This window comes from Kribbella solani (genome assembly GCF_014205295.1).
Classification (GTDB): domain Bacteria; phylum Actinomycetota; class Actinomycetes; order Propionibacteriales; family Kribbellaceae; genus Kribbella; species Kribbella solani.
This window is the reverse complement of the sequence record NZ_JACHNF010000001.1, coordinates 4,234,099-4,258,640: the sequence shown is the minus strand read 5'-3', so window position 1 is coordinate 4,258,640 and position 24,542 is coordinate 4,234,099. Positions and strand designations below refer to the sequence as shown.

Genomic DNA, 24,542 nt, shown 5'->3' with positions numbered 1-24,542 from the left:
TCGTGAGGCTCGGCTGGTACGTACTGCGGCGGCTCGGCGTCGGCGCGCTGCTCCTGGTGATCGCGTCGTTCTTCGTGTTCAGCCTGCTGTACATCAGTCCCGGGCGGCCCGAGCAGATCCTGCTGGGTGGCCGCCCGGCGACGCCGGAGATCATGGCCGCGATCCGCGCGAAGTACAGCCTGGACGATCCGTTCCTGGTCCAGTACTTCCGCTGGTTCCTGGAGGCGATCCGGTTCAACTTCGGCGAGTCGATCGTCACGGACCAGCCGGTGACCACGGTGCTGGCGGAGCGGAGCCTGCCGACGCTGGCGCTGTCGGTGGCCGGTCTGGTGCTGACGATGATCATCGCGGTTCCGGCCGGCATGTACGCCGCGGCCAAACGCAACAAGGTGGGCGACCGGCTGGTCAGCATGCTCACCTTGCTGGGCATGAGCGCGCCGACCTTCGCGGTCGGTGTGCTCCTGCTGTACGTGTTCGGCGTCGCGCTCGCCTGGTTCCCGGTGTTCGGCAACGGTGAAGGGTTCGGCGGCCAGCTGCAGCACCTGGTCCTGCCGGCGATCGCGCTGGCGGTCACCCAGATCGCCTACGTGACCAGGCAGACGCGGGCCGCGGCGCTCAGCGTGTACGGCCAGGACTACGTGACGTTCGCGCGTTCGCGTGGTCTCGGCCGATCGCTGATCTGGCGCCGGTACGCGCTGCTGAACAGCAGTCTCCCGATCGTCACCGCGAGCGGCCTGCTGCTCGCGTACACCCTGGCCGGCGCGGTGCTGGTCGAGGTGACGTTCTCTCGCGAAGGACTCGGTTCGCTGATGCTGCAAGCGGTTCAGAGCAAGGACATTCCGGTCGTCCAGGGCCTGGTGGCGTTCGCGGCGGTGACCGTGACGCTGGTCAACCTCGGGGTGGACCTGATCAATCTCGCCATCGATCCCCGGCTGCGCAAGGAAGTGATCGGATGAGTGCCGCGATCAGCCTCGAAGCTGGTACGACGAGCGGCCGGCGGCGCCGGAAACTGCCGCCGGTCAGCGTACTGCTGGCGGCCGCCTTCGCGCTGGTCGTGATCGTGCTGGCGCTCTTCGGTTCGCTGCTGGCCCCGCACGACCCGGCCGCGCAGTCGTTGCAGACCGGAGTCGTCGGTCCCGGCGGCGAGCATCTGCTCGGTACGGATCACCTCGGCCGCGACATCCTGTCCCGGGTGATGGCCGGTGCCCGGGACGCGATCGTCGGCCCGGCGCTGATCGCGGTCGTCACCACCTTCTTCAGCCTGCTGTTCGGCATCATCTCCGGGTACCGCGGCGGGATCATCGAGGCGATCGTGATGCGGGTCGGCGACCTGATGTACTCGGTGCCGGCGATCCTGGTGTCGATCGTGGTGGTCGGCGTCCTCGGCGGTGGCTACTACCTCGCGGTCGGGGTGATCATCCTGCTGTCCGTCCCCGCGGACACCAGAGTGGTCCGGGCGGCGGTGCTCTCCGAACGTCATCTGCCGTACATCGAGGCCTGCAAGACGCTCGGCCTGTCCCGCCGCCGGATCATGGCGGTGCACATCCTGCCCAACGTGATGCCGACCGCGATGGCGATCCTGCTGCTCGACTTCGTGTACGGGCTGATCGCCTTGTCGTCGCTGTCCTACCTGGGGCTGGGCGCCGAGGCCGGATCGCCGGAATGGGGCCGGATGCTGGCCGACAACCGGGTGCTGCTGGCGGACAACCCGAACGCGGCGCTCGTTCCGGCCGTGCTGATCATGGCGACCGCGGCCGCGGTGACGCTGCTCGGTGACTGGGCCTATGACCGCGTGAGTGAGGAAGCGATCACCCATGACTGATCCCGCAGTGCTCCACTCTCCTGCCGACGGTGAGTTGGCGAACGGTACGCCGTTGTTGTCGATGCACGACCTGCGGATCACCCGCGGGATCAAGGGCCCGCCTTTGGTCACCGGCCTGGATCTCGAACTGCTGCGCGGCGAAACCGTCGCGCTGGTAGGGGAATCCGGCGCCGGCAAATCGCTGACGGCGCGCGCGGCCATCAAGCTCGTACCGCCTGGCCTGCACGTTTCCGGTGAGGTGCGCTTCCAGGGCTCGGACCTGGTCGGCATGGACGAGGAGTCGGCCCGCTCATTGCGTGGTGGCGGCGTCGCCATGCTGTTGCAGGACCCGTTCACCATTCTCAATCCGCTCACCCGCACCCGTACGCACCTGATCGAAACGTTGCGCTCGGCAACTGGCCGGAGCCTCAGCCGGACTCAGGCGGCCGACGAGGTGGCGCGCCGGCTGGCCGAGGTCGGCATTGACGATCCAGCGGTCGGCGACCGGTACCCGTTCGAGCTCTCCGGCGGGATGCGGCAACGGGTCGCGCTGGCGTGCGCGCTGGCGAAAGATCCCGCGCTGCTGATCGCCGACGAGCCGACGACCGCGCTGGACGCCACTACGCAGCGCGAAGTGTTGCGATTGCTGCGCTCGGTCCAGCAAGCGCGGGGTATGGGCGTGCTGCTGATCACCCACGACCTGCGCGTCGCGTTCTCGATCAGCGATCGGGTGTACGTGATGTACGCGGGCAGTGTCGTCGAGCAAGCACGTCCGACCGAGTTCACGGACAGTCCCGCGCACCCGTACACGGTCGGTCTGCTCAGTGCCGAACCGCCGACCGATCGGCGGCGTAAGCAGCTCGACGGCATCCCGGGTCAGGTACCGGCTGTGGAGACCGTCCTCGATCAGTGCGCGTTCGCGGCCCGATGTGCCTGGGCCACGCCGGACTGTGAGGTCGGCAAACCGGCTTTGCTTCCGGTGACCGACACACATGCGAGTGCTTGCCGTCGGCAAGATCAGATCGCGCATGAGTTGCGTACCGCACTCAAGGAAACCAAGGCGGCGGACGCGGAACCGGCCGACGACGATCTGACCGGTGCCGAGATCCTGCGGGTGAGCGGGCTGCGCAAGAGCTATCAGCGTGACCGGTCCAGCTGGGCCCTGAAAGGGATCGACTTCACGCTACGCGAGGGCAGGAGCCTGGGCATCGTCGGTGAATCGGGCTCCGGCAAGACGACGCTCGCGCGGTGTCTGCTCGGGCTTGAGGAGCCGACCGACGGCATGATCGAGCTGCTCGGCACCGACATCACCAGCTATCGCGGTCTGGGTCGTAAGCAGTTGCGTGAGATCCACGGGCAGATCCAGTGTGTCTTCCAGGACCCGTACTCGTCGCTGAATCGTTCGCACACGATCGGGTTCATCCTGCGCGAGGCCCTGAGCCGTCGCGCGGCGACCGCGGGGCCGGCGCCGAGCGCCGAGGAACTGCTCGAACGGGTCGGACTGGGCGCGCACTACGCCACCCGCCGGCCGGTGGCGTTGTCCGGTGGTCAGCGTCAGCGCGTCGCGATCGCCCGTGCGCTCGCGGTCGCGCCGAAGGTTCTGCTCTGTGACGAGCCGGTCGCGGCTCTCGACGTATCAGTTCAAGGACAGGTACTGCAGGTCCTACGTGAAGTCAGTGAAGGGGGAACTCAACTCTTGTTCATCACTCATGACCTGGCCGTCGTACGCCAGATGACCGAAGACATCGTCGTACTCGAACAGGGCACGATCGTCGAGGCGGGTACGACGAATGCCGTTCTCGATCAGCCACGGCACGCGTACACGCAGCGTCTCGTCGGCGCCGTACCGACCGGCGACACCGGGTGGTTGTCATGAGCGTGGTGCGGTGGGCGATCCTCGGCACCGCGCAGATCGCGTCCGGCGAGTTCATTCCGAGCTTGTGGGAAGTGGGCGGTGGGCGGGTACACCTGATCGCGGCCCGTGACGGGCAACGCGCGAAGGACTTCGCGGCGGAGTACGGCATCGACCGGTACGCCGCGGGCTATCAGCAGGCGGTGGACGATCCGGACATCGACGCGATCTACATCCCGCTGCCGAACACGCTGCATGCGGAATGGACGATCGCCGCGCTCCGGGCCGGCAAGGCGGTGCTGTGCGAGAAACCGTTCGCGACCAGCCTGGCCGAGGCGCATACGGTCACGTCGGTCGCCGAGCGGACCGGCGGGTACGCGTGGGAGGCGTTCGCGTTCCTGTACCACCCGCAGACCCGGCGCGTCCTGGAGCTCGTGGAGCAGGGCACGATCGGCGCGATCCGCGAGGTACACGGGGTCTATCACTCGCCGAACGACGACACCGGCACGATCCGCAACGACCCCACCCTGGCCGGCGGCGCGTTGCTCGACGTCGGCGTCTACCCGCTGCGGCTCGCCCGGTTGCTGCTCGGTTCCGACTTCTCGGTCGTCCGGGCCAGTCAGCAGCTGACCTCGTCCGGGCTCGACCTCGCGTCGTCGGCCGAGGTCGATTTCGCCGGCGGCGCACGCCTCTTCTTCGAGGCCAGTTTCAGTACGGAGTACGCGCCGGCTGCCCGTATTGTCGGTGAGCTCGGCGAACTACGCGTCTCCGGCCCGTACGCGACCGACCCGGAGGACAAGCTCGAAATCCTGGTCGCCGGACAGGAACCACGCGTCGAGCGACTGGGCAGCAACCGTCCGTTGTTCAGCGATCAGCTCGACCATATCCACGCGGTCCTGGCAGGTACGACCGCTCCTCGCCACCAGCTGGCCGGCGACGCGGCCGGGACCTTGGCTCTCGTCGACGCGATCCGCCGTACCGCAGCCACTTCCGGGAAGGGAACTCCATGACACCTCCACCGATCCGCGTCAACGAGGCGGAGATCCGCAGGCTGGCGCTCGGGTGCGTACTGGCGTCCTGGGAAGGGCCGTCCATCCCGTACTGGATCGAGCGCCTGCTGGGCGACGGTCTCGGCGGTGTCGTGCTGTTCGAGTCCAACCTGGCCGCCGACGACGCGTACACGCGGGCGATGACCGACCAGCTGCGGACCGCGGCCGGGCGGCCGATCGTGATCGCGCTCGACGAGGAAGGCGGCGAAGTCACCCGGTTGCCGCGGCTGCCGGCCGGCAACAGCCCGGGCCAGGCGGCGCTGGGGTACCTCGACGACGTCGAGACGACCGAGCAGGTGTACGCGAGCATCGGCGAACGACTCGTCCGGTGCGGGATCACCATGAACCTCGCGCCGGTGGCGGACGTGAACTCGAACCCGCACAACCCGGTGATCGGTGTCCGCTCGTTCGGCGCGGACAGTGCGCTCGTCGCGCGGCACGTACGCGCGGCCGTCCGTGGTTTGCAGCGAGCCGGTGTCGCGGCCTGCGTGAAGCACTTCCCCGGACACGGCGACACGTCGCTCGACTCGCACTACGACCTGCCCACGATCGCCGCCGATCTCGATCACCTGGAGCGGTACGAGCTGCCGCCGTTCGAGGCCGGCATCGAGGCCGGGGCGCGGGCGATCATGACCGGTCATCTCGCCGTACCGGCGTTGGATGCGGAGCTCTTCACGACGATCAGCCCAGTGGTGAACCAGGCGCTGCTGCGGCAGCGGCTCGGGTTCGAGGGGACGATCGTCAGTGACGCGATGGAGATGCGTCCGCTGTCCGGTGGGCTCGGCATCGTCGAGGGGACGGTCGAGGCGCTGATCGCCGGGACCGACACGATCGAGCTCGGCTTCGAAGAACACGTGGACGTGCTCAAGGCGATCCCGACCGCCGTGTACAACGCCGTTGTGCTCGGGCGGCTGTCGGTGGAGCGGTTGCGCGACGCGGCCGCGCGGACCGCGGCGCTGGCGACGCTCGACGGGGCACACGCCGAACCGGCCGCCGACCACCTGGTCGCGTCGGCCGCGGCCCGGAGTATCGAGCGGTCGCCCGAGCTCAGGCTCGGGAAGAAGCTGCTGGTGGTCGAATGCCACAGCCCGCACAACCTCGCGGTCGGCGAGGTCGAGTGGTCGCTGGCGCGGCCGTTGGCGAAGCGTGGCGCGGACGTGACGCTGATCAAGGTCGACGACGAGGCAACCGCGACCGCGGCCGCTCATGAGCTCCGCGCGTCGACGCTGTCCGTAGTGGTGGTGACCCGCGATCCACACCGGCACCCGTGGCAGCAGCATCTGCTGAGCGCCGCTGCGGAGCGCTCCGGCGCCGTCACGGTCGAGACCGGCTGGCCGGCTCCTGGGCAGTCGGCAACGGTCCGTACCCGGGGGATCAGCGCGGACCTACTGGACGCGGCGGCAGACCTGCTGACCGGCTCCTGACGCCTACGTTGTCAGCTGGGCCGACCGGTCGGTCGGCTCAGCTACGGAGGTGTGCGTTGCGGTACTCGCGGGGGGACGTGCCGACGAGTTCGCGGAAGCGCCGGTTGAAGTTGGAGAGGTTGACGAAGCCGCTGCGGGCCGCGATTTCGGTGACCGGCGAGTTGCTGTTCGTCAGCAGCCGGCAAGCGGTGTCGATCCGTAGCTGGTTGATGTAGTCGGTCAGGGTGCGGCCCATGGCGTGGCTGAAGAAGCGGCTGAACGACGTCGGCGACATGTGTACCAGGGCCGCGATCTCGGCCAGTTCGACGTGCCTGGTGTGTACGTCTTCCAAGTGGCTGCAGACCTTGTCGATGCGCTCACGCACGGACGCGTCGGGGGCCGGGGTGTAGCCGGGCCCGGTGATGGGTAGGGCGTCCCGGCAGCGGGAGAGCACGTGCAGGACCTCCAGCAGCCGGACGGTCTGCGCGGCCGCGCTGTCGAGCTGTGGGAGCGCGGTCAGGATGTCTCGCGCGACCCTGGGCGCGGGGCTGAACAGCAGACCGTGCGACGCGCCGGCGAGCAATCTGGCGATCTCGTAGAACTGGGGCAGGTCGAAGAATCCCGCGCCGAGGAAGTCCTGGTGGAACTGGATGACGGCGGCCTCGGCCGGCCGGTCCGGGTCCGCCGCCGACGTGAAGGTGTGCGGCAGATCGGGCCCCAGCAGCAACAGATCGCCGGGGTGGTACGGGGCAACTGTGGTACCCACATAGCGGGTGCCCGTGCCTTTCGTTATCAACGCCAGCTCGTACTCCTCGTGGAACTGCCAGGCGAAGTCGAACGACTCCTGGCGCAGCATGAAGCAGCTGAACGTGATCCCGTACGGGATGATCCCTGGTTGTTCGTGCCGCGGCTTCATCGCGTGATCCTCTCGTCGCCCGCGCGTACTCGGTCATCCGCCGACAGCTGGGGCGCGCTATCTGAGTACCAGTTTTGGGCAACAGTCGTGTGGTTGTCACCTGGCGGTGCTTGCGACACTCGGAAAACGCCGCCAGCTCACTCGCCCCCCAGGACACCGCGGCTTCGGTTGGAAGGTGACACGCGAATGAGAGCCACTTACGTCATCGCCGGTGCGGGTCTGCCGGGCGCCAGAGCGGCTCAGGCTCTGCGCGAACACGGCTTCGCCGGCCGGATCGTTCTGATCGGCGACGAGACCACCGGCCCGTACGAGCGGCCGGCCTTGTCGAACGGGTACTTGCTGGGGAAGGACGAGCGCACCAAGGTCTTCGTCCACGAGCGGCGCTGGCACGTCGCCCGTGAGGTCGAGCTGCGGCTCGGTGAGCGCGTGGTGTCGATCGACCGCGCCGCGCATGAGGTGGAGCTTTCCACCGGTGAGCGGATCGCGTACACCAAGCTGCTGCTGGCGACCGGCGCGTCGCCGCGGCGGGTCGGCCTGCCCGGGGCGGACCTGGACGGCGTGCACGACCTGCGCTGGGCGGCGGATTCCGATCGGCTGCGGGAGACCATCCTCGACGGCGGCCGGATCGTCGTCGTCGGCGCCGGCTGGACCGGCCTGGAAACCGCGGCCGCGGCGCGTGAGTACGGCTGTGACGTCACGATCGTCGACTCCCGCCGGACCTTGCTGGACGATGCCCTGGGCACCGAAATGGGCGCGTACTTCGCGGGCCTGCACTCTCGCCACGGCGTCGATTTACAACTCGGCCGGACCGTACGCGGCTTCGGCGGAACGTCCGAGGTGAGCAGCGTACTGACCGACGACGGCGGTGAGTTCGCGGCGGATGCGGTGATCGTGGCGGCGCGCGCCGTACCCAACGTCGAGCTGGCCCAACGCGCCGGCCTGGCGTGCGACGACGGCGTGCTGGTCGACGAGGCGCTGCGTACGGAGGACCCGGACATCTACGCCATCGGCGAGGTCGCGAGTTCGTACAGCCCTTTCTACCAACGGCATCTGCGGACCGAACACTGGTCGAACGCCCTGCACTGCGCCCCGGTCGTCGCCCAGTCCATGCTTGGCCGGCACGTCGGGTACGACCGGCTGCCGTACTTCAGCACCGAACAGTACGAGGCCGAAATGGAGTTCACCGGCCGCATCGGCCCGGAGGGCTACGACCGCGTCGTCATCCGAGGCGACATCTCAGCCGAGTCCTTCCAGGCCTTCTGGCTGACCGATGACAAGGTGGTCGCCGGCCTCCACGTAAACCTCTGGGAATCCGGCCTCGAACCAATCGAGGACCTGATCCGCAGCCACCACCCAGTCGACCCCACCCTGCTGGCCGACCCCACCGTCCCACCCACCACCTTCGCTACAACCAGCTGACGTCAGAGCGCTGCGGTTGCTGAGGTCAGGTGGCGGAGGAGCTCGGTGGGGTGGGTGAGTTGGGGGTAGTGGCCGGCGTTCGGGATGGTGGTGAGGGTGTTTTGGAAGGCGGCGGTGGCTGCGGGGGTTAGGGGGTCTTGTTCGCCGGTGATTAGGTGGACTCGGCCGGGATAGGTGGCGAGGGTTTGGGCCAGTGCGGCGCGGCGGGTTGGGTTGGCGCCGTGGTGGAGGAGGTTGGCGATTCGGCGCGCGGTCGTGGGGCGGCGCAGGTCCTGGACGGATGACGTGAGTTTGGGAGCCAGGTCCTTGTCGCCCAACAGGCGTGCTGCAAGGGATTCGGGGCTGGTGCGGCGGAGCCAGAGGGTCGCCACGAGGCGGGAACGCGCGAGTGCTCCGGCGCGTGGCTGCAAGAACGCCGGTGCTACCAAGGTGAGTCGGCTGAGCTTGTCCGGGTGATTGGCGGCGTACTCGAGCGCGTACGCGGCGCCGATCGAATGACCGATGAGATGGACGCTCGGACGATGTGCCAGCAAGTCCTCAAGCCAGCGGGTCCAGTTGGAGACATCGCCCGAACTCAGACCGAGACCGGGCAGGTCGACCACCTGCAAGTCGTCCGGAAACGCGTTCGCGATCTCGGCCCAGCTGTCCGCGTTGAGCGGCAGCGGAGGCAGTACGACGGTGTCGGCGTCCGGATTGCCGAGACTGAACGTACGCGTACCGGCGACGTCGATGAAGCGGCGTACGGGATCACCTGGGCGGACCGCACCGAATCGGTGCGCGGCCAAATAGTCGGCCCAGCGCAGCAGCGCCGGAACTGTTTCCGGCTGTACGAGCCCGTGCCGAACCGCGAGCTCCTGGGCTTCGGCGGTCGGATACCGGGCGCTGTCCAGGAAGCTCAACGTCTCCGGGTCGGCCTTTGTCAGCCCTCGCGGAAGCTTCCGGATGACCCCGACCGGCAGCGACAACCTCGGCTCGCGTACGCGGTAGTGCCTTCCGATCAGCGTCAGCATTTCCCGCAGTCCCGGTGTGTCGTCGTCCAGTACCCAGTACGACTTGCCGCGGGTTTCGTCGAGGGTCGGCACGAGCGCCATGAACTTGGCCAGATAGTCGATCGTGACCACCGGCACGAACGTTTCCGCGTTCCCCGGCAGCGCGGCCAAACGGCCCTGCCACAGGTCGCGTACGGTCGCCGCCAGCCCGATCTGCTGCTCGGATTCACCAGTGCCTGAATGGCCGCTCACCGTCGACGGATTGACGATCGTGTACGGGACGCCGAGCTCGGTCGCGGTCTGCTTGACGACACCGTCGGCCTCGATCTTCGATGCCTCGTACGCGCCCAGCCGCCGGTACGCCGCCGCCCGCGCCTCGCCGGTCAGCACCGTGTCGCCGTGACTGCCGACGCGATACCCCGAGACGTGTACGACGCGCGGCCGCCGCGGTAGCCGGGCAGCGAGTTCGACGATCCGCCGGCCGGTCACCACGTTGCCGTCGTACGCCTCCTGCTCCGGCATCCCGAACCGAAAGGCGCCGGCCAGATTGTGGATCTCGGTCGTACCGGCCAGCGCAGCGTCGTCCACCCCGAGATCGGCCGCCTGGAAATCGGCTTCGATGAACTCGACACCAGTGTCGACGCCGTGTGCGCCGAGCCAGCGCCGGAGGGTCTCGCCGGACGCCTGGGTACGTACCGCTGCGATCACCGGCACACCTTGCGCCACCAGCTCGACCACCAACCAGCGCCCGATGAAGCCGGTCGATCCGAAGACCAGTGCCGTACGCCGCGAGGATCGCTCCGCGACTGCCGCTTCGGCTGCTGACACTGGCCCGGTGGTCATCGTGACTCCTTCGGCGTCGCGGCCGCCCCGGCCAGCGAACGCAAACTCGCGCCCGCATCACGCAACGGCCGCGGTGATCGCCGGGCCCGCGAAATGATCAGCGCGCCCTCGATCAGGCTCACCGCCGCCGAGCCGAGCAGCTTCGCCTCGGCCGGTGCAACCTTCCGCGCGACCAGGAACTCCTCGACCAGCGCGGCCCACGAGTCGTACGCGTCGGTGCAGGCCGTGCGCAGGGCCTCGCTCGCGTTGCCCATCTCCAGCGTCACCACCGAAACCGGGCAGCCCAACGTGTAGTCGCTGGCGGCCATCAGCTCGGCCAGCGCGTCGATCGCCGACTCGATCGCTTCGCCGAGCTCCGTGGCCGGGTCGGTGGTCAGGCATTCGCGGATCAGGGCGGTGAACTGGTCGGCGGCGAGGGCGATGGCCTGTACGCCGAGCTGTTCCTTACCGCCGGGGAAGTGGAAGTACAGCGAGCCTTTCGGCGCGCCCGCGTGTTCCAGGACGGCGTTCAGCCCGGTGCCCGCGTACCCCTGCCGTTGGATCAGCTCGAGCATCGAGACGGCCATCCGGCTCTTGACCGCATCTCCCTTGCGTACTGCTCCCTTGCGTACTGGCTCCGTGGGGCTCATGTGTTGAATATAGACCAGTCTACATATTTTCGCGAGACATGCCGACCAAGACCTTTACTCACTGAGAGCGAATATGATCGCTGGGTTACATCTGGCGGTGGGAGGACCTGGATTTGGACGTGGGGGGTGGCCGGCTCGCGCGGGTGGCGGAGCTGCCGGCCGAGTTGACGCGGGTGGCGGCGGAGCGGGACTGGGATGCGCTGCAGGCGCTGTGTGATCAGCACTTGCTGGCGGTGGAGGGTGAGCTGGCCGGGCAGTTGCTGGCCGTGCTGACGCAGGTGCCGGACGAGGAGTTGCGCGCGCGACCTCGGTTGATGTTGTCGTGGACCAGCGCGTACTACGCGGCCACCCAGCCGGACGCCGGCGAGCTGCGGCCGTACCTCCGGCACTACATGGAGCTCGGTACGCGCCTGGTCGCGTCGATGGACGTCGATCGGGAAACGTCGGTCGCGACGCTGACGACCGTCGGCGTCGCGGCGATGATCGCGTTGCGCGCCCAGGGAAAGTGCGCCGAAGCGGAGGAGCTGGGGCAGCGGCTCACCAACCGGGCGGCGCAACTCAGCCCGCTGCCCGGCGCGGACGGTGTCTGGCGGCCGGGCTGGTTGCCCTTGCAGCGTGGACTTACCCGGACGTTGATGGATGACTTGCCGACCGCGGTAGAGCAGTACCGGCACGCGTACGAGCTCGCGGCCGCCGAACCGATGACCGCCGCCGCCGCGCTGAACGCCGCCGCGAACCTCGCGATGATCTTCGCGAACCTCGGCCACGGCGCGTACGCGCGGCAATGGCTGGATCGGATGCGGGAAGTCGAAGCGCCGTCCCAGCGAGTCCGGTACCTGCTCACCGTCGGCGGATCGATCGCCGAAGGATGGGACGCCCTCGACCGGTACGACGACGCGGCAGTGACGCGTTCCCTGGACCTCATCGGCGACGGCACGAAACGGGTTGAGGTCTGGCCGTTCGTCGCCGCGCTGGTCTTCGCGAACGCGGTGTACCGCGGTGACCAGGCGTCGGCGCTCGTACACCTCAGCACGCTCCGGCTCAGCCACGCGCCCGAGCTGACCGAGCTGAAGACCGCGTCGCAGGTGCTGCGGCGGGCGTGGATCGATCTGCTCATCGCGAACGGTCACGGCACGCGCGCGTTGCGGCTGATCAAGGAAGCCGGCGCCCAGGAACCGTGGCTCACCCTGCCGACCGCACGAATCCGGTTGTGCAAGGGTGAGTACGAATCCGTCCGCGCGCTCGCGTCGCGATTGTCCTGGGGGACCGTGACGTCGCACCGGGATCTGCGGCAACTGTTGTTGCTCAAGGCAATCGCCGCGTTGCGGATGGGCGATCGGAGCGAGGCGCGCGAGGCCGCCGACCTGGCCGGGCGGTTGCGTACGCCGGACGAGGTGCTTTCACTGGCCGCGCTGTCACCGGCCGATCGGGCGGATCTGCTGGAAATCAAGGACTTTCCGCTGACCGACGAGGCGCGGGAGCGGCTTTCGAAAGCGCGCGAAGTGTTTCCTGACCGGTTGAACTTGGTGGAGTTGACCACGCGGGAGCACGCCGTGCTGAGCCAGTTGGACGCGGGTGGGAGTACGCCGGAGATTGCCGGGAAGCTGGTTGTATCGGTCAACACGGTGCGTACGCAGGTGAAAAGCGTCTATCGGAAGCTCGGGGCGTCGAGTCGTGAGGATGCGTTGATGCGCGCGTACGAGCTCGGATTGCTCTAGAACAGCGTGCTGCCGAGGGGATGCTGGTCGTCGAAGCCGGGCAGGATGAGGAACGTTCCGCCGGCGGTGGTTTTGGTGAACGGGAGCAGGGCGTCGCCGCTTTCCATGTGGGTCAGGGTCGCGGTGAACGTACGGAGCTCGTTCTGGAAGCTGATGAACAGCAGGCCGGGCGCGGGGTCGTCGATGCTGTACGAACGGCGCAGCATCAGGCCGACGCCGATCGCGGTGGCATGCGCGCGGCGGGCGTGGGCGCCGGCCGGAACCAGGTAGCGGCCGTCGGGGGTTTTGGCGCCGAGGTCGGGGCCGTCGGCAATCTTTCCGCCGGAGAGTGGGGCGCCGGTGTCGCGGTGCCTGCCCATGACCGCTTCCTGGTCCGCCTTGGACAGCGCGGTGAAGCGGCGCAGGTCGAGTTCCATCCGGCGGACGACGGCAATGGTGCCGCCGGCAACTTGTTTGGGTCCGGCCAGCCAGAGGTTGCGGTCCTGCTCGGATTCGGTGTGTGGACCAATGATTCCGTCGACGAAACCTAGTTGGTTGCGGGGCGCGGTGAGATTCTCGGCGACCGGTACGGACGGGCCGCGGCGGGCTGATTGGCGCCAGCGTTCCTTGAGTCCGGGGTGGTCCAGAAGCGCGGCGGCTACGACGGAGAGCAGGAGCGCGTCGGTCGCGCAGATCTGGAGCAGTACGTCGCCGCCGCGTGCGGTTGGGTCGATCCGCTCGTTCGCGAACCGTGGCAGGTCGGTCGCGCCGGGCAGCGCGGTGCCGGAGGTGCGTACCAGGCGTGGGCCGATGCCGACTGTGACGGTGAGGTCGCCTGGGGCCAGGCCGGCCAGGCGTGGGGCGGTTCCGGCGGTGAGGGCGCGGATGGTGTCGCCGAGGCCGGCCAGTAGCGGGCCGATGGGGGTGGACGGGGTCACATCGGCGACGACGGCGAGCAGGTTCGGCTGTGGAGCTCGCGGGGTCGTGACGCCGGCCTGGTACTTGCCGGTCGGCGGGACGGCCGACGGTGCGGACGCTGACTCTGCCGGCGACTGCGATTGCCCGGACGACTCGGATTGCGCGGACGACTGTGACTGCGCGGACGACTGTGACTGCGCGGACGACTGTGACTGCGCGGACGACTGTGTCTGCCCGGATGGCTGCGACTGCGCGGACGGCTCGGATTGCGCGGGTTGGGGCTGGTCGGTGGTCGTGTCGCAGCCCGCGGTGAGGACGGCCGCGGTCGCGGCGCCGAGCAGCGTACGGCGCGACGGGCGGTCTGCTCGGAGCTTCTGCGCGGACGGCGTCCTGTCGGCGAGCACGGAGTGAGAGTGCCACATCACCCGCGGTACGGGCGAATCGGGGATCGTGCCACACTGCCGCCATGTCACGTGTGCGTGGGGTGTTGATCGTGGTACTCAGTGTCATCACATTGGCGGGGTGCGGCGGGGGAGCCGGCCAGTCACAGGACCAGGGATCCGGTTCGGGAGCTGGCTCTGGCTCGGGTCAGCAATCCGGATCGGCGCGGCGGCCGCCGGGCGAGAAGGTCACCATCCGGGTGCCCGCCGACGCCCCGACCATCTCGGCAGCGGTATCCGTTGCCCAGCAAGGAGATCTGGTCCTGGTGGCACCCGGCACGTACCACGAGACGGTGCGGATCACGACGCCGAAGGTCACCGTCCGCGGCGAATCGCGCGACAAGGTCATCATCGACGGCCAACTGCAGCAGCCGAACGGCATCGTGGTCACGGCACCCGGTGTCGCGGTCGAGAACCTGACCGTTCGCGGCAACACCCAGAACGGCGTACTCGTCACCGGTTCGGTGAAGGCGGCGGATGGCCAGCCGGGCGATGGCGGGTACGACACCGGCGACGAGCCGGTGCGCTTCCTGGAGTCGTTCCTGGTGTCGCATGTGACCGCAACCCGTAACGGTTTGTACGGCATCTACGCGTTCTCCGCGCGGAACGGGGTGATCGAGCAGTCGTACGCGTCCGGTGGCGCTGATTCGGGGATCTACGTCGGTCAGTGCAAGCCCTGTCACGTGGTGGTGCGCGACAACGTGGCCGAGTACAACGCGGTCGGCATCGAGGGTACGAATGCGAGCGGGGAGATGTATTTCGTCCGCAATCGTATTGTCGGCAATCGGGTCGGCCTGACCACCGGATCGGATCACCAGGAGAAGCTGCTGCCCCAGGTGGGCGCGGTGGTTGCGGGCAATCTGATTGCAGACAATCAGCAATCCGCCACGCCGGAGCAGGCCGACGGCGGGTGGGGGATCGGCGTCGGGATCGATGGGGGCAGCGGCAATCAGATTGTCAACAATCGGATCAGCGGCAATGTGAACGCGGGCGTGGTTCTCACCGCGACCCAGGACCTTCCACCGAACAACAACCGAATCCAGAACAACACCTTCACCGGCAACGCGCTGGACGTCGGCTGGACCTTCCCAACCACCACCAAGGGCCACGACAACTGCCTATCCGGCCCAACCACCCGAACCATTCCCACCAACCTCACAACCACCACCCCCTGCCCAGACACCCCATCCAGCCAGCCGTCCGGCGAGCCATCGAACCCATCGTCCAACCCGTCGTCCGGCACACCGTCCAACCCGTCGTCCGGTGCGTCGGGCGGCCGGGTGGTTTCCCCGTCCGGTGCCTGGAAGGGCCCGATCCCGCCCCGCGGCATCCCATTCACCGAGGTCGTCGCCCCACCAGCACAACCGCAGTACCCAGCCGCCACAACCACCGGCGCCACAACCGTCCCCGCAACCCCCACCCTGCCAAGCCTCACCCAACTGGCGATCCCCGCCCCCACCCTCCTCACCAACCAAGCCCTGGCCCACACCAAGTAGGCCCGCCAACCGCGCCTGGTCCACGCCATGCAGGCCGGCAGGCCTTCCCGGCGCACGCCGTGGACGCCGTGGACGCCGTGGACGCCGCGGAGGCCGTGGTCGCCGAGCTGGCTGGTGTGCCCTGCGGCGCGCCGGTTAGCCGGCGTGTGGGATTGGCTTGACGGGGGTGAACGGCTGCGTGTCGAAGTCGATGACCACCGGCTGTGGATCGGACGCGACGGTTACCTGTACGCGGTACATCGTGCCGTCCGTGCCGATCCAGTAGTGGACGGTGTCCTTCGTGTCGGGCCGGTCCCGGGCGCCAGGGCCGCTCATTCGTACGACCTCGTGCCCGTTCAGCGTCTCCTGCCCGAGCCAGCTCGCACCGTTCTGTGGCAGCAACTGCGCGTTGTCGGGCCGGTCGTTGCCCAACCCCAGTGCGATCCGTAACGCGCTGTCCAGCGCGCTGCCGTTCGCCTGCAACGGCCGGCTGCTCCACCCGGTCGTGGGCGGCGTCACCGGCGCCTGATCCGGCGCATCCGCCAGCGGTGCGACGGAGACAACCGTCGGCGACCACTGCACCAGCCCGTCGCTCGACGAATTACGCCCCTCGCCCCGGATCACCCCGTACGCGAGCTTGGCCCGGAAATCGACCGACGCGGTGACCACGAGCCCGCCCGCGACATCGGGGACGGTGATCCGCACCGACCGCCCACCGCTCTCGTAATTACGGAACCGGGTGATGGCGAGCCGGTTCGCTTCGTCAGCGGTCAATGCGCGGGCTTTGTCCGGACCGGAGCCTGAATCGAGGAATAGCAACCCGGCGACCACTGCGACGGCAGTTGCTCCGGCAGTTACACCGGCCGCGACCAGCCATCGGCTCCGGCGGGTGAGGTTTCGCGGATTCAGGTTTCGCATGGCGCCGGACGCTAACAGGCGGTCAGATTCACCCAGCATTTCACCCGGCGTGTAGGTCTTTGTTACTCAGTGTTCTGGTTGGCTGAGGCGTTTTAGAAGCTGATTGCGATCGGCCGACCACGCTGAGCGCATGGAACTTAAAGGGGACATCGGCAAATATGAGCAGAGCCGGTAGAACACGGCGCGGCAGACCGGGGGATCGGCGGGTGCTGCGGGCGGTATTGGCAGGCCTGTTGCTGACCGGCAGCGCCGCGGGCACGATGGTCGCGACCAGCGGCGCGGCCGGCGCCGCGACCGCCGACGGAACGCTGACGGTCCAGGTGCTGCGCGACTTCTTCGGGACCGGCGTGATCAACGCCGCGATGGACACACCACAGCAGGGCATGGTCGTCGAGGTCACCGACACGGCCGGCCATCACGTCCGGGGTACGACAGACTCGACCGGCAAGGTGGTCGTCGCGCCGACGGCCACGCTGATCGGCGGGCAGTACCGGGTGGACGTTTCGATCCCCACGCCGTACGACGGGTACTTGCGGGCGGCGCCGGCGTCGACGGCCGACAACCACTTCGACAGCTTCACGTCGTTCGTCGACGTACGCAACGGCAAGGACGACTCGGTCATCACCGCGGTCTGGAACCCGGCCGACTACACCTTGCCCGACTCCAAGTACTACGTGCCGGTGCAGAGTCCGGCAGTCAACACCGACGGCTCCGCGCCGGACCCGAACCTGCGGGCTCTGGTGTCGTTCGGCCAGGACGCGCGCGGTACGTGCCCGGACCAGCTGGCCTGCCCGAAGGTGATCAACACCCAGGCACAGGTCGGTACGACTTGGGGCCTCGCGTACGACAAGTACCGCAAGCGCATCTTCCAGGCAGCGTTCGCGAAACGCTTCACCGAGTACGGTCCGGAAGGCGCCGGCGCGATCTACACGACCGCTCTGGACGGCTCGAGCGCGCCGACGCTGTTCGCGAAGGTGCCTGGCGTCGCGCTGACTCCGCACGGTCCTGGCGACATGCGCAAGGACCCGGGGTTCATCGATGCCCCGGGCAAGGAAAGTATCGGCGGGCTGGCTCTGTCCGAGGACGGCGAGACGCTGTACGCGGTGAACCTGCTGACCCGGCGCCTGGTCAGTTTCGACGCGACCGGCGACTCCGCGCGCCCGGCGAAGTCCGTCCGCATTCCCGACCCGGGGTGCGCGTTCGCGGGCGACTGGCGGCCGTTCGCGCTGACGGCCCACGACGGCAAGCTGTACGTGGGTGGCGTCTGTTCCGCCGAAAGCACCAAGCAGCGTAGTGATCTGAAGGCGGTCGTCTACAGCTACGACGGCACGACGTTCACGCCGGTCCTCACGCAAGGTCTCGGATTCGAGCGCGGCCAGGTCCTGCAGGGCTGGACCACGCAGACCACCAACCACTGGAACCCGTGGGACAGCAGCCTGCTGAACTGGGAGAGCCGCTCGATCAACCCCACCCTGTACGTCAACCCGCAGCCGGAGCTGGCCACTCTGGCCTTCAGCCGCAACGGGTCGATGATCCTGGGCTTCCGGGACCGGTTCATGGATGTCATCGGCAACGGGATGGACCCGCGGCCGGGCAACAACACGATCCAGGCCGGCATGTCCGGCGGTGACATCAACATGGCCTGTGCGAAGCCGGGTGGCGGGTACGACTGGGAAGGTACCGGAATCTGCCCGAACCACGGGACGTTCGAGACCAACGGCCGGGAGGTGGGCGATGTCAAGGAGTACTTCCACGGCGACTTCTTCGACCCGAACCGTTCCGGCAACGGGCTGCACCAGGAGGGCTCGCAGGGATCGGTCGCCTACATCCCGCAGCAGCAATGGGTGATCAGCACCGAGCTGGACCCGGCCCGGGACGTCAGCTCGAACGGCACCGGCTGGTACAACGTGGACACCGGGGTCGGCCCGGGGCACGACACCCCGGCGCACGGGTACCAGTTCGTCGGTCCGACCAACAGTTTCGGCAAGGCGGGCGGACTCGGCGACATCGCGTACGCGGCCGCGAACGCGCCGATCCAGATCGGCAACATCGTCTGGTTCGACGGTGATCACAACGGTATCCAGGACCCGTACCACGAGGACGAGGTGCCGCTGAAGGACGCGACCGTCAACCTGTTGGATGCCGACGGCAAGCAGGTCGCGACCACGAAGACGGACGCCGCGGGCGAGTACTACTTCGGTGGCGTCGGCGCGGAGTACGAGCTGACGCGCGGCGCCAAGTACACGGTCGAGTTCAACGTGTGTACTGCCGACACGAGCAACGTGCCGCGAACACCGGCTGCCACTGACCTTCGGTTCACGCTCCCGGTCGCGGGTAGTGATCGCGCGCACGACTCGAACGTCACGCCACCGACCAGCGGGCAGCTCTGCAAGGGGTACGCCCCGGTGACCGCGCCGGCAGTGGCGGGCGGGGTCGATCACACCATCGACGCCGGCGTCTACATCCCGCTGCCGACGCCCCCGTCCACGCCGCCGCCGACGACACCGACGGCCTCGCCGACACCGTCGCCGACGGTCACCCCGTCGACGACGCCCTCGGCCACCCCGACCGCGTCGCCGACGTCGTCACAATCGCCGTCAAGTCCGCCGAAGGAGCCAGGCGGTTCGCTGGCCGCCACGGGCGCGGACGTGCCGCCGATCTTCCTGATCCTCGGCGGGTTCCTCCTCGCCGCGGGCGCCGTTCTCCTGCTTGTCAGCCGGAAACGACGCGCAAGCCGACAGCACTGAGCTATCTGATGTGCTAGCCGTCCCGCCCGAGCTTCGGCTCGGGCGCGACGCTGTCTTTCAGAGCACGCGGAGCAGGCGGTCGCGGACCAGGACGGCGGCGCTGCGGGGGCCGGAGTCGGCGCGGGTGGCCAGGTAGAGCGTGTTGAGCGGCGGCAGTTCCGGGTCTGCCAGCAGGATCAGTTCGCCACTGGCAAGGCTGTCGCCGCACAGGTAGGTGGGAAGTACGGTCGCTCCGGCACCGGCGCGTACGGCGGTGAGGATGCCGCGAAGATCCGGGAGCACGAGATCGGCGGTCCGGGTCAAGCGGGTGTTGAACACGCTGCGCCAGTACCGGCGGATGATCGGCGCGGACTCGGCGTACGCGACCAGGGGAATGCCGCGCAGCGGTTCCGGTGTGGTCGCTGGTTTGCCGACGGACCATTGCGGCGCGGCGACCAGGGCGAACAACTCGTCGTAGCAAGGTGTCACGTGGAGACCCGCACGGCGTGGACGGGTTGAGCTGACGACCAGATCGAGGCTTCGATCGAGGAGCAGGTCCAGGAGGTCGTCGGGCATGCCGAAAGTCGTTCGTACCTGCAGGCCCTTGGACAGGCGCGGGGCGAGCGCGGGCACGACCTTCGTACACAGGAAGTCGGCCGGGCCGCCGAGATGGACGGTCGCGACGGCCGGGGCGTCGAGTTCGTCGTCCATCAGGCCTTGGAGCGCGTCGATCGATTCGCCGATCCGGCGGGCGAGTTCGTCGCCGGCGCTGGTCGGTCGTACGCCGCGGGCCTGGCGGACGAACAAGGGCCGGCCGAGGAGTCGTTCGAGGCTCTTCAGATGTGTTGTCACGGTCGGTTGCGACAGGCCGAGTACCTCGGCGGCGCCGGTGACGGTGCCGGCTCGATGGACGGCCAGGAAGGTCTTCAGCAGATCCAGGGAGACGGCCATTCAGTGACTATACGGTCTGTAGTCATCAGCTTTCCGATGGTTCGATGTCGGTTTGGCTATTGGTGGGTGGTGATCGTGGTCCGCGAAGGTTGGCCCTGCTGCCGGATGGCGGCTGGACCGAAAGGACGACGATGCAACGTACGGCGACACGGCGGATCTTGATCGGGCTCACTAGCCACGACGACCTGGGCGGGGTGCGGAAGACGGGGTACTACCTGCCGGAGGTGGCGCATCCTTGGAAGGTGTTCACGGCGGCCGGGTACACGGTGGACCTGGCGAGCGTCGCGGGTGGTGAGCCGCCGGTGGATGGTGCCGATCTGAACGATCCGGTGCAGCGTGAGTACACCGAAGATGTGGAGATGGCGGCGAAGACGCTGGCGACGCCGCGGTTCGCGGACGTACAGGCGGCGGACTATGACGCGATCCTGTTCGCCGGTGGGCACGGGACGATGTGGGACTTTCCGAACGACCCCGACCTGGCTCGCGTCGCGGTCGAGATCTACTCGGCCGGCGGGGTGCTGGCGGCGGTTTGCCATGGTCCGGCGGCGCTGGTCGGCCTGTACGGCGTCGACGGCCGGCCAGTTGTCGAGGGCAAGCAAGTCGCGGCCTTCACGAACGCCGAGGAAGCAGCCGTCGGGCTGGCTGACGTGGTCCCGTTCCTGCTCCAATCCCGCCTGGAGTCCCTAGGCGCGACCCACACCGGCGCCCCGAACTTCGAACCCCACACCATCACCGACGGCCACCTGGTCACCGGCCAAAACCCAGCCTCCGCAAAGGACGTCGCCGCGGCAGTACTCGCCGTACTGAACGGCTGATTGCCGTGCCTGCCTAGCCGGCTTCCTGCAGGCGGTTGGTGAGGTCGGTGAGGCCGGTGCGGATCAGGCGGCCGTAGTCGTCGTCGGCGAGGTTGTCGATGGTGTCGCGGGCATGTTGGAGGTGTTCACGGGCGCGGTCGAGGTCTCCGAGTTTGCGGTAGCATTCGCCGACGTTGAGGTGCAGTGACGGATACAAGCCGGCCACCGACAGCGGTACGCCGGCCTGGGCCACCTCCTCATCGGTGATCCGCTCCGCCGCGGCCAGCGCCTTCAAGTCCCACGCGAGTTCTTCGGCGACCTCGTCCTGTACGTCGGCCATCGAATGTGCGAGGACGCAAACGTGCAGCGGTTCGCCTTGTTCGGCGCCGATGTCCGTCCAGAGTCGCGCGAACAGCTCCCGCGCCGCGTCCCGTTTTCCTTGCCGATGATGAAGATCGACACCTTCACCAATCCGGGCGATGGTCGGATCAGCAGTCATCCACGGCTCCTCGATCGGCGTCGGTTTCAAACCAGATCCTAATCACCGACGGTGGCCGTCGCGCCCCGCGCCCGGCGGGCGGAGGCCGGGGAGGGGGTGATGGGCTGGGGTAGGGAGCGGGGTTACTGCGGGGTTGGCCAGAGGTGGGGCTGGATGGTGGGGTCGGTGTAGTCGGGGGTGGGGTTGTGGGGGACGAGGGTGTCGTTGGGGTGGGCGGGGCCGGGGCGCCAGTGGTTGGTGGTGGGTTGTAGGTGGATGACGATCGAGCGGCGTGGTGTGGAGCTCAGGTTGGGGGAGCTGCCGTGGACGGTGCGGCAGTTGTGGAAGCTGACCTGGCCGCGCTTCATTCGCGGTACGAACGGCGCCGGATCGAACCCTTGCGCGACGATCGACGCCTCCAGCGCGGCGGCGTCCTGGGAGAGGAAGTCCAGGCCGGTGATGTCCCAGCGATGGCTGCCTGGGAGGAACGCGACGGCCCCGTTGACCTCGTCGACATCGTGGAACCCGACCCACGCGGTCAGCATGTCGTCCGAGCTGCACGACTGCCAGTACTGGCGATCGGTATGCCAGCCAACCTGCGCCACCCCACCCGGCGGCTTCCATCCGGCGGTGCGTACCGTCAAACGCCTGCTGGACCAGGAGTTCCACGAGCATTGGACGCTCCGCGAGCTCGCCGCTCGCCGCTCGCCGCTCGCGCCGGTGTACCTGGCCGAGCTGTTCGCCGGCGAGCTCGGCCGGCCGCCGCACCGGTACCTCGGCGAACGCCGCATCGACCGCGCGCGACAGTTGCTGGAGGCGAGTGATATCGCGATCACGGCGCTCGCGATCAGCCTCGGGTTCAGCTCCAGCCAGCGTTTCGCGCGGGTGTTCCGGCAGCACACCGGCACTACGCCGACCGCGTTCAGAGCGTCACGATCGCGGTGACGCCGAGGGCGATGCCGACGAGGTAGGTGCCGACGGCACCGATGTCCCGGATCGGTCCGTGGCTGGCAAGGGTCGACGAGGTGAGCATGCCGACGGCGTGGACGTAGCGGACGACGACGGCGGCCACCGCGAGTACGCCGATTGCCGGGCTGTCCGACAACGCCGAGCAAACCAGTAGCAGCACGATCATGGTGGGGATGTACTCGGCCGCGTTGCCATGTGCGCGTACCGCGATCAGCAGCCGGTCGCTCGGGTCGGTCGGGAGCTGGTTGCCGGTTCCGCGTAACGCACGATTGCGAGTCACGTTGGCGCCGAGTACGAACAAGAGAATGCCCAGCAGGGCGATGCTGATCACGGTGACTGTACTGAGGTTCATGCGAGTGCTCCTTCGAACAAACTGCTCACGATGGTGTGACTGAGTCGCGTCCCGAGCAGCGCGTCGGTCTTGTGCATACCGCCGGGACAGGTGACGTTGACCTCGATCAGCCGGCCGTCGATCACGTCGGCGCCGGCGATCACCAGGCCGTACCCGCGCAGGACCGGCCCGAGGGCGGCGGCGATCGCGCGGTCCTGCTCGTCGATCTCGGCCGCCGCCACCGGTGGACCGATCCGGAAGTCGTCGGCGCACGGCCGCCGCAGCACCGCGCCGACGATCTCGCCGTCCAGCAAGAACAACCGTTTGTTGCCAGCAGCAACCGAAGACAGGTACTCCTGGGCAATCACCTGGCGCCCACCCTGGGTTGCCGACTGCAACAAAGCCGTGGCGCCGCGATCGTCCGGTACGAGCCAGACGTCGTGCCCCGCGAACCCGTCGACCGGCTTCACCACCGCCGTACCGACGGCCGCGACGAACGATCGCAGCGCAACCGGATCGGCCCCGACGTACGTCGCCGGGCACAGCTCCGGAAACCGCAGCGCGACAAGCTTCTCGTGCATCGCCCGAATCCCCTCCGGCCGATTGATCACCCGCGGGCCTTCCACGAGGTCGAGCAAATACGTCGTGTGTAGGTACCGCGCGTCGACCGGCGGATCGATCCGCAAGTGCACGAGCCCGAACGACGAGACCTCCACGACCACACGCTCGAGCTCATCCCACCAGGTCGCATCAACAACCCAGCGATGATCACCGCCCTGGTTGCCGAGGTGTGGGCCGCGCCGCGCGGATCGTGGCCGGAGGCGGATTCGCCGCGCGTACGCCTGGACCTGCCCGTTGGCGAACGCCAGCTCCTCCGGCTCGCAGCACCAGACCTCCAGCCCGAGGTCCTGCGTCGCGCTCATCAAGCCGATGCTCGCGTCGACCTCGGCCTGCAACCCGGCCAGCGGATCGATGACGAACAGCGCACCACGAGCTCGCGTTGCGGGTCGTCGGGGAGCGGTGCCCTCCACAAACCGAGCCGGCCCGTTCATGCCGCCACCACCCGATCCAGCGCACCCCACGACTCCCGCAAGGAAGCCGTTTCCAGCGACCGGAGTACGTTGCGCCGATGCGCGTCGTCGTACATCAACCGCTCGAGCGCGCCCACGACCTCATCGAGCGCTTCCGGCGGTTGGGCGTCGAGGAAACGGACCTCAAGGTAGCGACCGCGCGGCCGGACGGGCGGGAAGAGCGTACTTACATGCTCCGCCGGGCCGCCCTCCACAAAGACCTCGGCGCCCGCGGCGAAGGCGGCGTACGGGGCGACCGGATCGGTACCGCGCAGCAGTCGATCGTCGAACCCCGTACGCGCCGGATCGACCGCCAGCCAGATCGCCAGCCGCTCACGATCGCGAGTGAAACGCGCGGCCAGAAGCGGACCGGCCAGGTTGAGTACGCGCCATTGCTCGATGCCGTCCGGACCGGGCCACCAATCCAGGCAGACCTGTGTGGACGCGGTCCGGCGCATCATCCGGCGACCGGCCGGTCCGATCCGGTCGAGGTGCTGCTGCATCGCGACGTACCGCGGCGAGGTCAGTTGCAAAGGTACGTCCGGCCGCCGATCGACGGGCGTCTCGTGCAGCGTGATCCCGTACGCCGCCAATCGACTGCGAAGGTCGGCCGCCAGCGCGCGCAGATCGCGTACTGGTTCGGCCGATGGCGGCAGGCTCAACTCGAGTTGCCCGCCCGGCTCGAAGCTGATGTACCGCGCCGCGAGCGCATCCGCTGCCGCCCGCCGGACCGTACCGATCGGCACCACGCCCCCATCCGCGCCGGCGACGACGTACTCCTGCTCGATCGCGACCCGTACCGTCCGGCCGCCCCGGGCGAACAGCCCGGCCACTACTGGGTGAAGCTCCTTGGCATCCATCGGTCCCTCCCTGA

Annotated in this window: 22 protein-coding genes; 11 read left to right on the top strand and 11 right to left on the bottom strand. The window is 68.3% G+C overall.

What is annotated here, in order from left to right; genetic code table 11:
• Positions 1 to 2: 2 nt before the first annotated feature.
• From HDA44_RS19350 to HDA44_RS19330, 5 genes are read left to right on the top strand one after another with little or no spacing between them, the layout of a single operon-like run.
• Positions 3 to 956, top strand: a complete 954-nt coding sequence (locus HDA44_RS19350) for an ABC transporter permease (protein ID WP_184836396.1) — start codon at positions 3 to 5, stop codon at positions 954 to 956.
• Positions 953 to 1,822: an ABC transporter permease gene (locus tag HDA44_RS19345; RefSeq protein ID WP_184836394.1), complete on the top strand. Its 870-nt coding sequence runs from the start codon at positions 953 to 955 to the stop codon at positions 1,820 to 1,822. The genes HDA44_RS19350 and HDA44_RS19345 overlap by 4 nt, the downstream gene beginning before the upstream one ends.
• The gene (locus HDA44_RS19340; RefSeq protein ID WP_184836392.1) at positions 1,815 to 3,677 is read left to right on the top strand and encodes a dipeptide ABC transporter ATP-binding protein; all 1,863 of its coding nucleotides are present in this window, start codon (positions 1,815 to 1,817) and stop codon (positions 3,675 to 3,677) included. Before HDA44_RS19345 ends, HDA44_RS19340 begins: the two co-directional genes overlap by 8 nt.
• On the top strand, positions 3,674 to 4,663 hold the full coding sequence (locus HDA44_RS19335) for a Gfo/Idh/MocA family protein (RefSeq protein WP_184836390.1): 990 nt from the start codon (positions 3,674 to 3,676) through the stop codon (positions 4,661 to 4,663). Before HDA44_RS19340 ends, HDA44_RS19335 begins: the two co-directional genes overlap by 4 nt.
• Positions 4,660 to 6,126, top strand: coding sequence for a glycoside hydrolase family 3 protein (locus HDA44_RS19330; RefSeq protein ID WP_184836388.1), 1,467 nt, complete (start codon positions 4,660 to 4,662; stop codon positions 6,124 to 6,126). Before HDA44_RS19335 ends, HDA44_RS19330 begins: the two co-directional genes overlap by 4 nt.
• Positions 6,127 to 6,163: 37 nt before the next feature.
• On the opposite strand, the gene HDA44_RS19325 is transcribed toward HDA44_RS19330, so the two are convergent.
• On the bottom strand, positions 6,164 to 7,021 hold the full coding sequence (locus HDA44_RS19325) for an AraC family transcriptional regulator (protein ID WP_184836386.1): 858 nt from the start codon (positions 7,019 to 7,021) through the stop codon (positions 6,164 to 6,166).
• Between the two features lie 186 nt (positions 7,022 to 7,207).
• Between HDA44_RS19325 and HDA44_RS19320 the strand changes: the two genes are divergently transcribed.
• A complete protein-coding gene (locus HDA44_RS19320) occupies positions 7,208 to 8,440 on the top strand; it encodes an NAD(P)/FAD-dependent oxidoreductase (protein WP_184836384.1) in 1,233 nt (410 codons plus the stop codon).
• 2 nt (positions 8,441 to 8,442) lie between these two features.
• Here the strand turns inward: HDA44_RS19320 and HDA44_RS19315 are convergent, their stop codons facing one another.
• On the bottom strand, positions 8,443 to 10,272 hold the full coding sequence (locus HDA44_RS19315; RefSeq protein WP_184836382.1) for an alpha/beta fold hydrolase: 1,830 nt from the start codon (positions 10,270 to 10,272) through the stop codon (positions 8,443 to 8,445).
• Entirely contained in the window at positions 10,269 to 10,901 is a 633-nt protein-coding gene (locus HDA44_RS19310) for a TetR/AcrR family transcriptional regulator (protein ID WP_184836380.1), read from the bottom strand. Before HDA44_RS19310 ends, HDA44_RS19315 begins: the two co-directional genes overlap by 4 nt.
• 119 nt (positions 10,902 to 11,020) lie before the next feature.
• On the opposite strand from HDA44_RS19310, the gene HDA44_RS19305 reads away from it, so the two are divergent.
• The gene (locus HDA44_RS19305) at positions 11,021 to 12,619 is read left to right on the top strand and encodes a helix-turn-helix transcriptional regulator (RefSeq protein ID WP_337906824.1); all 1,599 of its coding nucleotides are present in this window, start codon (positions 11,021 to 11,023) and stop codon (positions 12,617 to 12,619) included.
• On the opposite strand, the gene HDA44_RS19300 is transcribed toward HDA44_RS19305, so the two are convergent.
• Positions 12,616 to 13,920: a Dyp-type peroxidase gene (locus tag HDA44_RS19300; RefSeq protein ID WP_202887437.1), complete on the bottom strand. Its 1,305-nt coding sequence runs from the start codon at positions 13,918 to 13,920 to the stop codon at positions 12,616 to 12,618. The genes HDA44_RS19305 and HDA44_RS19300 overlap by 4 nt on opposite strands.
• A 236-nt stretch (positions 13,921 to 14,156) precedes the next feature.
• Here HDA44_RS19300 and HDA44_RS37365 point away from each other — a divergent pair, with 236 nt between their 5' ends.
• On the top strand, positions 14,157 to 15,452 hold the full coding sequence (locus HDA44_RS37365; protein WP_202887436.1) for a right-handed parallel beta-helix repeat-containing protein: 1,296 nt from the start codon (positions 14,157 to 14,159) through the stop codon (positions 15,450 to 15,452).
• Positions 15,453 to 15,587: 135 nt separating this feature from the next.
• On the opposite strand, the gene HDA44_RS19290 is transcribed toward HDA44_RS37365, so the two are convergent.
• The gene (locus HDA44_RS19290; RefSeq protein WP_202887434.1) at positions 15,588 to 16,349 is read right to left on the bottom strand and encodes a hypothetical protein; all 762 of its coding nucleotides are present in this window, start codon (positions 16,347 to 16,349) and stop codon (positions 15,588 to 15,590) included.
• 206 nt (positions 16,350 to 16,555) lie between these two features.
• Between HDA44_RS19290 and HDA44_RS19285 the strand changes: the two genes are divergently transcribed.
• Positions 16,556 to 19,096: an SdrD B-like domain-containing protein gene (locus tag HDA44_RS19285; RefSeq protein WP_202887433.1), complete on the top strand. Its 2,541-nt coding sequence runs from the start codon at positions 16,556 to 16,558 to the stop codon at positions 19,094 to 19,096.
• 57 nt (positions 19,097 to 19,153) lie between these two features.
• On the opposite strand, the gene HDA44_RS19280 is transcribed toward HDA44_RS19285, so the two are convergent.
• Entirely contained in the window at positions 19,154 to 20,026 is an 873-nt protein-coding gene (locus tag HDA44_RS19280; protein WP_184836373.1) for a LysR family transcriptional regulator, read from the bottom strand.
• Positions 20,027 to 20,157: 131 nt separating this feature from the next.
• Here HDA44_RS19280 and HDA44_RS19275 point away from each other — a divergent pair, with 131 nt between their 5' ends.
• Positions 20,158 to 20,841, top strand: a complete 684-nt coding sequence (locus HDA44_RS19275; RefSeq protein WP_184836371.1) for a type 1 glutamine amidotransferase domain-containing protein — start codon at positions 20,158 to 20,160, stop codon at positions 20,839 to 20,841.
• 13 nt (positions 20,842 to 20,854) lie between these two features.
• Here HDA44_RS19275 and HDA44_RS19270 read toward each other — a convergent pair whose 3' ends face one another.
• Both HDA44_RS19270 and HDA44_RS19265 read right to left on the bottom strand, forming a co-directional pair.
• Entirely contained in the window at positions 20,855 to 21,319 is a 465-nt protein-coding gene (locus HDA44_RS19270; RefSeq protein ID WP_184836369.1) for a hypothetical protein, read from the bottom strand.
• Between the two features lie 122 nt (positions 21,320 to 21,441).
• Positions 21,442 to 21,942, bottom strand: coding sequence for a phytanoyl-CoA dioxygenase family protein (locus HDA44_RS19265; RefSeq protein ID WP_184836367.1), 501 nt, complete (start codon positions 21,940 to 21,942; stop codon positions 21,442 to 21,444).
• Here HDA44_RS19265 and HDA44_RS19260 point away from each other — a divergent pair.
• Complete coding sequence (locus HDA44_RS19260; RefSeq protein WP_184836365.1) at positions 21,929 to 22,243, top strand: helix-turn-helix domain-containing protein; 315 nt, start codon at positions 21,929 to 21,931, stop codon at positions 22,241 to 22,243. The genes HDA44_RS19265 and HDA44_RS19260 overlap by 14 nt on opposite strands.
• On the opposite strand, the gene HDA44_RS19255 is transcribed toward HDA44_RS19260, so the two are convergent.
• Genes HDA44_RS19255 through HDA44_RS19245 form a run of 3 tightly spaced genes read right to left on the bottom strand, consistent with a single transcriptional unit; the run spans position 22,221 to position 24,528 of the window.
• Positions 22,221 to 22,619 (bottom strand): MAPEG family protein, encoded by a 399-nt coding sequence (locus HDA44_RS19255; protein ID WP_184836362.1) that lies wholly within the window; start codon positions 22,617 to 22,619, stop codon positions 22,221 to 22,223. The genes HDA44_RS19260 and HDA44_RS19255 overlap by 23 nt on opposite strands.
• The gene (locus HDA44_RS19250) at positions 22,616 to 23,650 is read right to left on the bottom strand and encodes an ATP-grasp domain-containing protein (protein WP_184836360.1); all 1,035 of its coding nucleotides are present in this window, start codon (positions 23,648 to 23,650) and stop codon (positions 22,616 to 22,618) included. Before HDA44_RS19250 ends, HDA44_RS19255 begins: the two co-directional genes overlap by 4 nt.
• The gene (locus tag HDA44_RS19245) at positions 23,647 to 24,528 is read right to left on the bottom strand and encodes a glutamate-cysteine ligase family protein (RefSeq protein ID WP_184836358.1); all 882 of its coding nucleotides are present in this window, start codon (positions 24,526 to 24,528) and stop codon (positions 23,647 to 23,649) included. Before HDA44_RS19245 ends, HDA44_RS19250 begins: the two co-directional genes overlap by 4 nt.
• Positions 24,529 to 24,542 lie beyond the last annotated feature (14 nt).